Raw genomic sequence first — 14,375 nt, 5'->3', positions numbered from 1 at the left:
ATGTCACTCAATGAAGTGAAAAATAATGGATAGTCGGGTTTTTAATGCAAGAATTCTTTACGCGGGGGAATAAAGCATCACCGGCCACGGCCGCAGCCGGTGATTTGAAGCTAAAATCAGGCAGAAGGCAGTGTTTTATCGGCACCGTTACCGTGCTTGTTGGACAAGGTGTCTTTCAGCTGTTTTTCATCCAGCTGTTTACACCATTTCGCCACCACCACGGTTGCCACGCCGTTACCGACCAAGTTGGTCAGCGCGCGCGCTTCGGACATAAAGCGGTCAATGCCCAGAATCAGCGCCAGGCCGGCCAGTGGCAGGTGTCCCACGGCGGAAATGGTGGCAGCCAGTACGATAAAGCCGCTACCGGTCACCCCTGCAGCCCCTTTCGATGACAGTAACAGCACCACCAGCAGGGTCACCTGATGCATGATATCCATATGGGTATTGGTCGCCTGAGCGATAAATACCGCGGCCATGGTCAGGTAGATCGAGGTGCCGTCCAGGTTAAAGGAATAACCGGTCGGGATAACCAGCCCCACCACCGATTTTTTACAGCCCAGCTTCTCCATTTTGTCGAGCATGCGCGGCAGCACCGACTCGGAAGAAGAAGTCCCGAGCACAATCAGCAACTCTTCTTTGATATAGCGAACAAATTTGAAAATGCTGAAACCATTGGCGCGGGCAATGGTGCCAAGCACCACCACCACAAACAGCACGCAGGTAATATAGAAGCAGGCAATCAACTGGCCGAGTTGCAGCAGCGTACCCACGCCATACTTACCGATGGTGAACGCCATCGCCCCGAAGGCACCCAGCGGCGCCAGGCGCATGATCATATTGATGATGCCGAAAATAACGCGTGAGAAACTGTCGATCACGTTGAAGATCAATTGGCCTTTGTCGCCCAGACGATGCAGGGCGAAACCGAACAACACGGCAAACAGCAAGACCTGCAGAATGTTGCCGCTGGCGAAAGCGCCAATGACGCTGCCGGGAATGATGTCCAGAAGGAATGGAATGATACCCTGCTGCTGAGCTTGTTCGGCGTATACCGCCACCGCTTTGGCATCGAGCGTGCCCGGATCGATGTTCATCCCTGCGCCCGGCTTCACCACGTTGACGATCAGCAGGCCAATCAGCAGCGCCAGAGTACTGACAATTTCAAAATAGAGCAGCGCGATCGCACCGGTGCGGCCTACGGCCTTCATGCTCTCCATACCCGCAATGCCGGTCACCACGGTACAGAAAATCACCGGCGCGATGATCATTTTAATCAGCTTAACGAATCCATCGCCCAGAGGTTTCATCTGTGCGCCGATATCAGGATAAAAATGGCCAAGCAGGACGCCCAGCGTAATCGCCGTCAGCACCTGAAAATAGAGGCTCTTAAAGATAGTGATTTTCATATGAACATCCTTTGGGGGGAAAGACACGCACCAGGCGATAGTCTATACCCGTCATACTTGAAGCTGCCTCTGTGTTGGCTTCGCTCACTTACCCGAATCACTTACTACAGTAAGCTCATCGGGATGCGTTCTCTTGCCGCCTTGATGCAACTCCAATTATTTTGAGTCTAGTTATCTCGCCTGTTCATCGCTTGCGCGGAAAATAACACCCACATAACAACATGGAAATAATTTGTTGCAGCCACAGACACATGTTGATACGAATTTAAGAGCTGAAACGCGTCAGCTCGAATGTAAAGCGGCGAATTGCGTAACTATTTCTTTGCACTAATGCAAAAGGGGTAGCTGATAATCAACGTTTTTGGGCAGGATATTCAACGGGCGACGTACAGGTCGCCCGAAGCGAAAGACACAAGTGTTGGGCTTAAGCCGAGGGTTGGCAGAACTGCGCTTCAAACTCCGCGCGCGGCAGCGGGCGGGCAAACAGGAACCCCTGACCGCTGTGAATGCCGTGCTGCAACAGCCAGTCGCGCTGCCCGGCGTTTTCGACCCCTTCAGCCATTACCGGCAGATGCAGTACCTCAGAAATGGAACTGACGATACGCACCATCGCGTCATCCGCCGGTAACCCCTGAATAAAGCTCTTGTCGATTTTAATCAAATCGATCGGCAGACATTTCAGCCGGTTAAGGTAATTAAGGCTGGAATATCCCATGCCAAAATCGTCCAGCGCAATCGACAGCCCCAGATCGTGCAATTCCCGCAACAGCGCCAACGCACGATCGAGATCGTCAATGCGCACCGTTTCGGTAATTTCCAGCAGCAGCTTGCGCGGGTCGATATGATGCTGTGCCAATATGCTCTTGAGGTGCGGAATAAAGCCTTCATGCTGCATCTGGATGGCGGAAATGTTGACCGCCAGCGGCAGCGTAATGCCTCTGGTTTGCCAATCCGCCAGAATACGGCAGGACTCTTCCAGCACCCAGTTGCCGAGCGGCACAATCACGCCAAGCTCCTCGGCCAACGGAATGACGTCTGCCGGCAGAGTAAAGCTGCCGTCGTACTGCTGCCAACGCAGCAGCGCTTCGGCGCCGATCACCGCATTGGACTGCATATCCATCTGCGGCTGTAAAAACAGGGTGAAACGGCGTTGATCAATGGCGTGCAGAATTTCACTTTCCTGCGTCAGCCGCTTTTGGGTGCGCTCCGTCAGGCTCGGCTCAAAGAACAGGATCTGATTTTTGCCTTCACGATGCGCCGACATCATGGCTGAAGTGGCGCTGCGCAGCAGCTGCTCCGCGCTCTCTCCCACGTTGAGATAGTGAGCGATACCGATGCTGGCGCTTGGCCGCAACGGCATTTCCTGCAGGCTCAGCGGCGCATTGATTTGCGCCATGATACGGCGCGCCAACTGCATGGCGTGGAACGGCCGCTCAACGCCTTTGGCCAAAATAGCGAACTCGGTGTTGCTCAGTTGCGCCAGCACGCCGTTTTCATCAATACACTCACGCAGCTTCTTCGCCAACGTCAGCAACAGCGCTTCGCGCATCGCCGGATTGAGCACGCCGGATGCCTCATGCAGCGTCTCAATGCCAATGACCAGCAGGTTAAAGCGATCGGGGCGCAGGCTGGAGGCGATATGCTGTTCCAGCAAAGCGGTAAACAACGCCTGGTTAGGCAGCTCGGTTACCGGATGTCGCGTGCTCAGACGGCTCATCTCGGCATAGGCCTTAGCCAGTTGCTGCTGATTGCGGTTGTAGTTGCGTACCAGCAACCCCAGCTCATCGTCCTGGTGCAGGGCCGGCAACATCAGTTGGTGATAAGGCGCTTCGTCTTGCGAAATATTTTCCAGTTCTTTCGCCATTGCGCGCAGCGGATGCACCATCAACCGGTTCATACACCAGCTGATAGCGACCGACAGAATCAACGCCAGCAGCAAATAGGTCGACAGCATGGTCGACAACATGCTGAGAATGAATTGGTACATGCGGAACGAATCGGCCTGCAGCACCAGATAAGCCAGAGGCTGCGGGTTGGCCGGTACGCGCTCCAGCGAATAGAGCGGAACGGAAATTTGGATCGGCAACTCGAAGAGGCGGGCGATCAACGTAGGCACCGGGCGTTCCGGCGGGAAGTTGGCGTGCAGTGCCTGAAATTCATTCGGCAGCACGATATCCGCACGGGTCAGTATGCCCACCGGCAACAGGGTATTCAGCACCCGTTTGGTTTCCGGCACATCCATGCGCAGCACGGCCTCCGCCAGCGGTTGCCGTACGGAATGAGCAATGTTTTCCAGTTGCTGGGCATAGTCATCCCTGCGCTGCTGCACAAAATGGAATAACTGGATCACGATAAATATGCAGATCGTCACCAGCGCCACACCGGACACCGTTGCCATCTGTTTAATCGTTAATGAACGCCTGACCCGCAAACCTGCTCTCCGCTAATTCGGGCTGAAATAAAAAAGAGGTTAAGAAGTATCCTACCCCCCTTCGGACCGGTCCGAGTATACTCGATTGTCTGCTGTTTTTATCTTGCCATACTCATGGCAGAACCAAGAAAACTGCGGGTTTCAGTCTTTTCTTAAACGAAAGACCCTGTCTCACCCTGGTACCTGAGCGCCGGTGGCGGAAAATGGCAGGGCGCAGCCTTAACACAGGGTAGCAAAACTACCCTGTGTCCGACACTCCGAATCTGACTGAGCCAGGTTATTTGAAGTCTGCGTAAGGCGTGAGCGGTTGCGGCGGTAAATCGAGATCGCCCTGCCAGCCCGCCAACGAATAGCGTAGATAAATCAATGCGTGGCTCGGCGTATAATCCTTCGCCTGCTGAATATCGATACCGGCGCCCAGTGTCCAGTGCGAGCTGAGACGGCGCTCAACGATCGCCCGCAAAGTATAACCGACCCCGGAAGAGGAACTGCCGTCTTCCACCGCGAACTTGTCCGGCAACGAATCCGGTATCAGCCCCTGCAGCGGATAACGCCGCTGGCTGTTGGTTTTCGAATGGGACAGTGACACCGAACCACCCAGTTCCCAGGACCAGTTTTCGGTGCGTTGGCGATAATTTACCGGCAGCGCCAGCGACATATATTGCTGCGGGCTGTAATAGCCGCCCTGGCCGAGCGAGTAGCCGCTCAAATCCTTTTGATAGTGCCACAGCATGGTATTCAGCCCGACGGTGACACGGCGGTTATCTTCATTAATCAGCTTGTAGTAATAACCGGCCATAAAGCGTTCGCGCTGGTTATCCTCGACGTTTTTGCCGGTCAACTGGTGCGCGCTGAGGTCAGCCCAGACGCCGTGCGCTTCACCGCGATCGTAGCTGGCGCCAAGGCTTACCCCGGTGGCGCGCACGCCCCCCCAGGTAGTACCGGTATTCGGATCCTTGGTCCCGCCAAACGCCAGCAGCGAACTGGAGATCGGCCGCCGCGAGGCCGCCAGCGTCCAGCCAATGTGGTTCCAGTCATTGCTGTAGGCCAGCCCCCCCACCCAATCGACCACCTCAAAGCCCATCGGCGTGGTGCCGATGTCCCCCGCCCAGCGATCGTTTTTCCAACCGGCCGCCACGCTGGTGCCGGTGGTTTTCTGATGTTCATCGCCGCTGCAGCCCTGGGTATTGCAGGTACCGAAGGTTTCGTAATACTTGCCGCTGCTGTCGGGGGAGAAACTGCCGGCATCCAGTTGCACGGTATCGGTCCGCAAGAAGGCCCGCCCATCGTACAGCGGCATGTCCACCTGCAACATGGTGTCGTGCGCTTTGTAGTCGGAAATGCCGCCGGTGCCGCTGGAACGCCAGTAATCGTGATCGAGCGTAACATTGACATCTTGCTGGCGGTACAGATCCGCCGCGTCCGAGCGAATACCGCGCTTGAGCCAGTCGTCACCCGGGTTATTGCGCGTCAGATAGGTATAACTGTCGTTATCCTGCGGCACGCTTGGCGTAATACCACTGGCGACCATCGCTTGTTTATAGTCCTGCTGTGCCAATTCCGGCTGCCCCTGTTCCCGCTCAATCCGGGCCGCATCGCGGTAAATCAAGGCTTTCGCCTGCCCCGCCGGCTCCTGTTGCGCCGCCGTTTTCAGCCGGGTAAAGATATCGCTCGCTTTCTGCGGCTCCCCAACGGCATACCAGGCATTGGCCACCCGCCGCTCGCTGCTGCTGGAAGGTTGCGGCTCCTGCGGTGCGGTTTGCAGGCGCTGGCGCGCCTCGCTGAGTTTGCCCTGCGCCACATAGGCCTCAATCTCCCCCAACCGCGCATCCGGGTTGTTCGGCTCACGGGCTCGCACCCGCTGATAATCGGCCAGCGCGGCGTCATATTCACCGCGGGCCAGCGCCCAATCGGCCAACTGAAGATCGATACGGGTATCCGCCGGCTGCCGGCGTAAATAGGCCACCGCGCCAGGTTCGTCGCCTGCGGCGCGCAGCCGTTCGGCCTGTTCCAGCGTCGCCTGCATTTTCAGCCGCTGCGCCAGCTCGCGCATGTTGTCGTTCCACTGCGCGGCGGGCAAGGTATTCAGCTGCGCCAGCGCCTGCCGGTCGCGATCGCTGCCGGAGAGGTATAACGCATAAGCGTAGGCCTGCTGCGGATTGTCACGCTGCTTCTGCGCCAACCGGCTGAACAAGGCGTCCGCCTGCTGCGGTTGCCCGGCCTGACGTAGCGTCTGCGCATAGCGATAGGTCAACCAAACGTCATCGGGGTCCATCGATTGGGCACGGCGGTATTTTTCCGCCGCCTGATGCCATTGCTGCTGCCCGGCCAAATCGTCAGCCTGCTGTTTCAGCATGTCGAGCTGCAGGCCGTCGAGCGTACTGCGCAGCTTGTTTTGCTGGCTGCGCGGCAGGCTATTGAGATAGGCCAGCGCCTTTTCCGGCGACTGACGCTGATAGATATTCACCAGGCCACGCACCGCACTGCCGTTACCCGGCTCCAGCCTCAGCGCCTGCTGATAATAACGTTCAGCGGCAACGTCATCTTTACGCGCTGCCGCAACATCGCCCAGGCCGAGTACCGCGCTGCTGTCGCGGCCGTCAATCTGGCTCGCCTGCTGGTATTTCTGCTGTGCCAACGCCAGATTGCCGGCTTTCAACGCCTTGTCGCCTTCGTCAATTGCCAGCCAGTAAGCATTGCTCTTAATCAGGCTCTGCCATTTACTGCTGTTGTTGCCACCCTTATCGGCCTGCAACGCCTGACGAAACAGGCTCAACGCCTGTGGGCGATTACCGGCGCGTGAATAGGCCTGGCCCAGCGCCCCCAGCACGTCGGCATCATTGGGCGAGGCCGCCAGCGCTTTTCTTAATTCAGGGATCGCCGCACGGCTGCCGCCCTTGTCCACCTGCGCCAGCCCGCGCGCACGCGCCAGATAGGTGGGATCCGACAACAGCGCCTGCTGCCGGGCCAGTTCCTGCCGGGCGCTCACCGCCTGATCGCCGGTTTCAAATACGCCGAGGAATCGGTTGAGGGCCGCCACGCTTTGCGGGCCGACCGGCATGGCTTTGACCTTTTCCAGCCACAGATCGGCAGCCTCGCCGCGTCCGGCAGGATCGGCGGCCACTTTTTGCAGTAAATCATAGGCCTGCGCGTCGCGATCCTGGCTGAACAGCATCCGCACCAGCGACATGCGCAACTGCACGTTACCGGAATAGTGTTTATCCAACGACTGCAGCTGTTTCAACGCAGCGGCTTGCTGACCCGGCAGACGGGCAACCAGACGCCAGTATTCCACCGCCAGTTCCAGCGTCGGCGGATCGCCATGGAACAGGTCGTCATATTGCGCTTTCGCCTCCGGCAAACGGCCGGCGGTCGCCATCAACCGCGCCTGTTGCAGTTTCTGACGGGTTTCCGGCTGGGTCAGCAGCATGTTCATTTGCGCCTGACGATAAGCGCTGGACTGCGGCGCGACCTGCTTAAGCTTATCCAGTTGCTGCTGTGCCAACGCCTGATTGCCCTGCCGCAACGCCAGGCGCATGCGCGCCGAAATCACGTCCGGGTTATTCGGATCCATCAGTTCAAGCCGATAAAGCGACTGGCGCACCAGTTCATCCTTGTTACTGGCCTCCCCGACTCGCACCTGCTCCAACAGCCACTGCTCCGGCGAGACGGCTTCGGCCGCCTGCGCCTGCGGCAGCATCGCCAGGCTTAAAGGCACCAGGCCCAACCAGTTTATTCTGAAGTTACGCATTGGCCGCCCCAGGCGGGCTGAAGTTCACCCTGCCGATTAAAACGATAACGTTGTTGATCCCATCCCTGGCCGAACAGTGTCAGCGAGGCGCTGAAATAGGCATCGTCGCCCGGCGGGTGTTGATTGATGCGTTGGCGCTGGATGTCCAGCGCAGCCGTTTGGTTGGCCAACATCGGCAGCATGGCGGCGGAGAAACCCACCGGGCCATCACCGCGGGTTTTACCGCTGGCGGTGTCGGTTTTTTCCGGCGGAACGCCCTGCTGAGCGGTCGATTGCGCCATCGGCAGCAGCTGTTTGACCAATGCGGCTTTATGCTCGTCATCGTCCGCCAGCATACCGATCCACAAATAAACCCGGATGGCGTCGTAACTGCCGATATCCGGTTTCACGGTGTCCGGCTGCCAGCCTTTGCCGGCCTGCCACACCGCCCAATCCGGCGAGAAGCCATGCGGTGCGGTTTCCAGCAACAGCCGTTGATTGGTTTGCTGCATCGCTCGCCACGGGCCATTCAGGGCGGCGAAACGCGCCAGCAGCTGCGGCGGCAGGTAGCTTGGATTGAGCCGCCAGCGATCTTCTGCCACGAACCCGACCTTGCCCGGCAGCAACATCAGCCCCAGCCCGGGGATATCAGCCACTTCTTCGCGGCCGATACGCTGCAACAGCAGCGTCCCCAGAGTTTGATAACGCCGGCTTTTCCACAAACGGCCGGCTTCCAGCAGATTGTAGGCAATCCACAGGTCGGCATCGGACGCCGTATTCGTGTCCAGCACCGTCCAGCGTTTTTTATCGTCCTCGCCCCACAGCCAAGCGGGCAAATGGGCGCTGAGATCGCCCGCCGCCAGGTTGTTTTCCGTCCACTCCAGCAACTTGTCGAACGCCGGCCGATCGTTCGCCACCAGGGCGAAGAACAGGCCGTAGCTCTGTCCTTCCGAAGTGGTGATGCGGTTCGGGCTGCTCGGGTCGATCACCCGCCCTTCGTCGCTGATGTAAAACTGTTTGTACTGTTGCCAGGCCGGCCATTCGCAGGCCGCCGACGCGCTGAATGCGCACAACAGCAGCATGCCGAACGTCAGGCGTTTCAACGTTACGGACATGGTGATTAATCCCGATCTTCAGGCGACAGGCGGCGGCGGCTGAAAGCCTTCAGGCCACGCCACAACATCAGCGCCAGAATCACCACCACAATCACCGCAATCGCCGCCAGCAACACCGGATGGGTCGACAACGCGTGCCAGATGCGTTCCCACCACGGCAGGTGGCCGACGTAGTAAACGTCGCCCACGCGCAGGCTGTTCACCCCCGATTCGCGGATCACCGCCACCGAGCCGAACACTGCCGCACGCTTGCCGCTGTCCAGCAGCGCCGTGTTCAACAAATCATAGCCGCGCGGGCTGTCGGCCAGCAGCGCCACAATGCTGCGCTGATCGTTAAACGGCGACTGCACGCCGATAATCGCCGACATTGCACCTTCGGAACTGATGGTGGTCTGGCTGTCCGGTTTGGTGTCCTCCGGCAATACGTCCATTGTCGGCAGCGGCAACTGACGCGTTGGCTGCTTCACCCAGCTCTGGGTGGCATCCACCAGCAGACTGATTTTTTTGTCGTCCCGCAGTTCCGGCGGAATAGTGCCGATCATCAAAATATCGGCATCGCGATCTTTGGCCTGCGACCAGTCGTCGCTCAAGGTCATCGCCAGCGCCGGGTAACCGGTTTGGGCACCGATGATCCCCAGTGCGTTCAGCATGGCGCTAACCTGCGCCGGCTGCGGCTGTTTGTTGACCAGCACCAGCGTTTGCGACAGATCGGCCATACGGCTGAACGGGAAACCGGCATTGGCGAAAGCGCGCAGGTCCGGCATCGCCATAAAGTGACGGTACCCAGAGAAATCAATGGTCGATGACCCGTCGATGATTGCGTGGTTTTGGGTGAAGGAATACGTCTCGCAACGCCCTTCCGCCCCACTGGCCAGCAGCGTGGTGTAATCAAAGTCGAAACGCATCTGGTTGCTGGCACCCAGCCGCAGCGCCGGAATATTGACGCTCTTGTCGGAATCGATCAGCCCCTGGGTCAGCGGCAGACGCAGCAATTGAGTACCCTGCTCGTGTTCAGGCACCAGCGAATAGGCCTGCACGAACTGGTTGTTCAGGCTAACGCTCAGGCGCGAACCGTCCTGAATGCGCGGCGCGGTGTAACGATATTTCAGGTGCATATCTATGCCGGTGCTGCGGATCAGGAACAGATCCGGCGGCAGGTTCATGGTCAGCGAGATCGGGCCTGGTTCGATGCCACTGGTTTGCAGCTGTTCGGCATATTGCTGCAACTCGGCAAAGGTCATCGGCCGATCGGTACGCACCCAATTAGGCGCATCGTACGGCTTGCGCGGCACCAGTTGTTCAACCTTGTCCACCGTGACGTTCTGGCCACGGAACAGAATGTTGCCCTGCGCAATGCCTTTTACCGCGGTGATCAAATCGTTGTCATCGCGCCCCTGCACCAGCAGCAGTTTGACGTACGGATTATCCGGATGGCTGATCATTTCCACCGTTGGCCCATTGACCGCCGGGTAATCGCGCAGGAAATCCGGGCGCTGCTTATTGGTGGCGAAGACGATGGCGTGCCGGTCCGGCAGTTTGTTATACAGCGTCGGGAACGACTGGCCGCGCCACTGCGCCTTGCTGCCGAACCACGAGGCCAGCATGCCCGCCGCGCGCTGCTGAACGAGATCCGGCGAGCCGGCGAATACCATCGGCAAGGTCAGCGGCCGATTGTCGCGGCTGTCCAGGAAGGGTTCCGGGAAATGCGACAGTTCGTTTTTCAACGGCAGCGTCTGGAAACGCAAATTCAGCGAGCTGGACTTGCTGACGTCGAGCCATAGCGTACTGTTGGCCGGATTTTCGCAGATGTTCTGGTAATGGCCGACGAACACCAGCCGCACGCGGTTAAAATCGGTGATGTAGCGCGGGTCGATCGCCATCTGGATGCGGTTCGGCTTGCCGAGCTGTTCTTTGGTGAGGGTGGTCACGCCCATCAGTTCGTCATTGAGGTACACCTTGACGTGCGATTCCACCGGGATCAGCGACGGCGACGGGGTGAACTCCAGATCGAGCGTCGCCTGCGACACCACTTCGTCACTGCGTACGCCGAACTCAACCTGGCCATCCGGTCGGGTGCCGCGCAGGGTAAAGGTTCCCGGCGGCGGCGCTATCTGGGCAAACTGCAATTGCACGTCACGGACCGGCGCATTCGCATCCTGAGGTGCAGCCGCTCCCATAGGTGCAGTGACCGGTGCATCGGCCGGTACGCTCACCGGTGGCGCGACGACGGTCGGCGCGGTGGCGGTTTCAGCCTGAGACAGGGTGCTGATGCCTAAGGCCAGGGCGGTAAACCAGGTTATTTTTCTCGTCATCGTATCATCATCAATGTTAGCGCCTGGGAGCCAGGCAAGTGAGCGGCCGGTTTGCCTATACCACTGTCTCTTTTTGGCTGAAAGCCGGGTTCCTGCCTACGCCGCGCGGGATGAACGACGCTATCCAGGCAATCAGCGTCGTGGATCCGACCAGCAGGCTTCGCACCATCGGCGGCGCATAGTCCGCCATGCGCAGATATCCCCGAAAGCCCAACGCCAGAACGTCGCGCAGGCTTTCGATCGGTTTATCTTCAGGGAACCCGTCCTGCCACAGCGCCCAGGTATCGGCGCGGGCAAAGGTGCACTGAATGAAATCAATATGTTCACGGGTGCTGAGATCGACCATGCGGATCCCCACCTTGCTGCCGAAGGCGCGCGTGACCATGCACGGGAAGCTGTATTCTTGCTGGCCGCGTTTTAACAGCAGCGACACTTTGTCCCCCTCTTTCAGCGCATCGGATACGCGCATTTCAATCCCTACCCCGCCGTCGGAATAGTCGCGCAGCGTGCAAGGGAACAGGTGACCATCGGCACGGGCTATCGCGGCCGGCATGGCAATCTCCACGCGGTGCGCCTGGCGCACCTGCTTGGCTTCCACCGCCACCGCCACCGCGCCGCCGAGAATGGTCATGTTGTACAGCACCCACACCAGGCTGATGATCACCGTCATGATCTCGTCCGTTGGGCCGTAACCCAACCGCCAGATGCCGAAGATCAATCCCGCCAGATTGAGCACCACCAGGAACATGTAAGGCCGGGTAATCACCCAATCGACATGCTCCTCTTCCACCAGCCCGCCTTTGGCGGTCACGTTGAATTTGCCTTTGTGCGGATTGAACAGCGCCACCGTGGTAGGCCGGGCGATATACCAGGCCAGTACCGTTTCATAGATCTCGCTCCAGAAGGAGTGACGGTATTTACCCTGGATACGCGAGTTGGTCAGGCTGGCGTGGATCATATGCGGCAACACATAGAGCGCGATCGCCAGCGCCGGCGCAAAGATGATATAGGCGTGCATCAGCAGGAACGCCAAAGGCGCGGTGAGGAAAATCAGCCGCGGAATACCGGACAAAAAGTGCAACATGGCGTTGGCGTAGCATAGCCGCTGCGCCAGTTTCAGCCCCTTGCCGAACAGCGGATTATCCAGCCGGAAAATCTGTACCATGCCGCGCGCCCAGCGAATGCGCTGGCCAATATGCGCCGACAGGCTTTCGGTCGCCAACCCGGCAGCCTGTGGAATACGGATATAGGCCGACGTGTGCCCGCGACGATGCAAACGCAACGAGGTGTGGGCATCTTCGGTGACGGTTTCCACCGCGATGCCGCCGATCTCATCCAGCGCACTGCGGCGCAGGATGGCGCAAGAGCCGCAGAAAAAGGCCGCGTCCCACATATCGTTGCCGTCCTGCACCAGGCCGTAGAACAGCGTGCCTTCGTTCGGGGTCTGGCGGAAGCGCCCGAGGTTGCGCTCAAACGGGTCCGGCGAGAAGAAGTGATGCGGGGTCTGCAACATCGCCAGCTTCTTGTCTTTGAAGAACCAACCCATGGTCAATTGCAGGAAGGAGCGCGTCGGTACGTGGTCGCAGTCGAAAATCGCCACAAACTCGCCGGTGGCCTGCTTCAACGCATTGTTGATGTTGCCGGCCTTGGCGTGCTCATGGGTCGGCCGGGCGATATACTTCACCCCTACCTCTGCGGCGAAGGCTTTGAATTCGGGACGATTGCCGTCATCGAGGATGTAGATATTGACCTTTTCTTTCGGCCAGTCGATGCCCAGCGCGGCGTAAATGGTCGGCTTCACCACCCCAAGATCTTCGTTGTAGGTCGGTACCAGCAGATCTAGGGTCGGCCAGGTGGTGCTGTCGGCAGGCAGCGGCACCGGCTGGCGGTTAAGCGGCCAGACGGTCTGGAAATACCCCAGCACCAGCACCACCCAGGCGTAAGTTTCCGCCGCCAGCAGCAGCAGGCCGCAGGTCAGGCTGAGCGGATCGTCCCAGTTCAGCGTGGCGGTATAGCGCCACCAAAGGTAGCGGCAGGAAACGGTCAGCGACAACACAATCAGCATCAGCCCCGGCAGGCGGCCCGGTACCCGGCGCACCACCATCGCAATGCACCACAGCAGCACCACAAACACGAACTGCGCCGGCAAATCGAAGGGCTGCGAAATGCACAGCATGGCGAGGATCGCCGCCAGCACGCCGACAATAATAAACAGCACGCGGCGCATGCGTCGGCTCATCTGGCTCAGGCGCTCCACCGAACGCTGCTCTACCCCGGCGCTTTGCAACCGGTGCGGGAGCCTTTGCAACCAGTTGGCATAGCGCAATTGCAGGCGATGCCAACCGGCGAAATAATGACGGCCCATAGGGGCGCGACCGGTGCGAAACAGCAGCAGCCACAGCCCCTGCAACAGATAACGCAACCCATCTGCCGGGCGCGGGCGGATGAAGGACAGATGTGGGAACCAATAGGCACGGCCGGCACGCACCCGCTGCCAGCCCGGGGATTCAAAACGCAGGAAAACCCAGCCCAACGCCACCAGCAACGTGGCGAAGAAAGCGCTAAAGGCCGAGGATCCGTTACGGCGGTAGGTTCGATAGCGCGTCTGCACCGCCTGATAGACCGGCGGCACCAGCAGTAGGCTTATCATCCGGCTCATGGCGCCGCATCCTTGAGATTGATCAGGCACCAGTTGGCCAGCGTCAGCACCTCATCGGCAGCCAGGCTCTCGGGGCGGTACTCACCCAGCGGCTGTTTTGCCGCCAGCGCCTCGGCCATCGCCTCATCGCGGTGAATAACCACCGGCAACAGGCCACCCAGCGTTTGCAGCCACAGCTGATGCAGATCCTGCTGCAACTGACTGGCGGCAAAATAATGGTTAATCAGGAAGCGGCAACCTTCCGGCAGCGCCTGTTGATGCAGGCGGATCTGGCAGTTGGCGTCCGGGGCGATCAGCATGAAAACGCTGTCTGCCAGCGCCAACGCCTGCCGTGCCAGCACGCCATCATCCGCCGGCACATCCAGCAGGATCCAGTGGTATTGACCGCCGGCGGCCAACTGCGCCAGATTATCTTGCCAGCGAGCCGGGGATTGCAGATTCAGTCGTTCCGTGGCCGTTAGCCGGCCAAAAGGAAGAAAATCGAGTTTTTCGCAGTAGCGCATGGCACCTTGCTGCCAGCCGCCGCCGTCCTGCTCTGCGCGGGCCCAGCCGCGAGCCAGCTCAAACGGCGTATTGAAATGCAGGCGTAACAGGTTATCCGGCGCGAAATCAATCGCCAGCACCGACTCGCCCAACTGTTGTAATGCCCAGGCGAGCGCCGCCGTGACTGACGTCGCCCCCATCCCGCCTCGCAGCCCTTGCAGCGCAATTACCGGCATAAA

Annotated in this window: 7 protein-coding genes; all 7 read right to left on the bottom strand. The window is 59.2% G+C overall.

Annotated features, from left to right (window positions below; genetic code table 11):
- Positions 1–116: 116 nt before the first annotated feature.
- Positions 117–1,406, bottom strand: coding sequence for a dicarboxylate/amino acid:cation symporter (locus V2S86_RS22060; RefSeq protein ID WP_119804679.1), 1,290 nt, complete (start codon positions 1,404–1,406; stop codon positions 117–119).
- Between the two features lie 424 nt (positions 1,407–1,830).
- Positions 1,831–3,837, bottom strand: a complete 2,007-nt coding sequence (hmsP, locus tag V2S86_RS22055) for a biofilm formation regulator HmsP (RefSeq protein ID WP_330764143.1) — start codon at positions 3,835–3,837, stop codon at positions 1,831–1,833.
- Between the two features lie 277 nt (positions 3,838–4,114).
- On the bottom strand, positions 4,115–7,588 hold the full coding sequence (gene bcsC, locus V2S86_RS22050) for a cellulose synthase complex outer membrane protein BcsC (protein ID WP_330764142.1): 3,474 nt from the start codon (positions 7,586–7,588) through the stop codon (positions 4,115–4,117).
- The gene (bcsZ, locus tag V2S86_RS22045; RefSeq protein ID WP_330764141.1) at positions 7,570–8,682 is read right to left on the bottom strand and encodes a cellulose synthase complex periplasmic endoglucanase BcsZ; all 1,113 of its coding nucleotides are present in this window, start codon (positions 8,680–8,682) and stop codon (positions 7,570–7,572) included. Before bcsZ ends, bcsC begins: the two co-directional genes overlap by 19 nt.
- A 5-nt stretch (positions 8,683–8,687) precedes the next feature.
- Positions 8,688–10,994 carry a cellulose biosynthesis cyclic di-GMP-binding regulatory protein BcsB gene (bcsB, locus tag V2S86_RS22040; RefSeq protein WP_330764140.1) on the bottom strand — a complete coding sequence of 769 codons (2,307 nt, stop codon included), beginning with the start codon at positions 10,992–10,994 and terminating at the stop codon, positions 8,688–8,690.
- Positions 10,995–11,049: 55 nt separating this feature from the next.
- On the bottom strand, positions 11,050–13,653 hold the full coding sequence (gene bcsA, locus V2S86_RS22035) for a UDP-forming cellulose synthase catalytic subunit (RefSeq protein ID WP_330764139.1): 2,604 nt from the start codon (positions 13,651–13,653) through the stop codon (positions 11,050–11,052).
- A complete protein-coding gene (gene bcsQ / locus V2S86_RS22030; RefSeq protein WP_330764138.1) occupies positions 13,650–14,372 on the bottom strand; it encodes a cellulose biosynthesis protein BcsQ in 723 nt (240 codons plus the stop codon). The genes bcsA and bcsQ overlap by 4 nt, the downstream gene beginning before the upstream one ends.
- Positions 14,373–14,375 lie beyond the last annotated feature (3 nt).

This window comes from Serratia sp. C2(1), from assembly GCF_036352655.1.
Classification (GTDB): Bacteria; Pseudomonadota; Gammaproteobacteria; order Enterobacterales; family Enterobacteriaceae; genus Serratia; species Serratia inhibens.
This window is presented reverse-complemented; position numbering and strand designations above follow the sequence as displayed.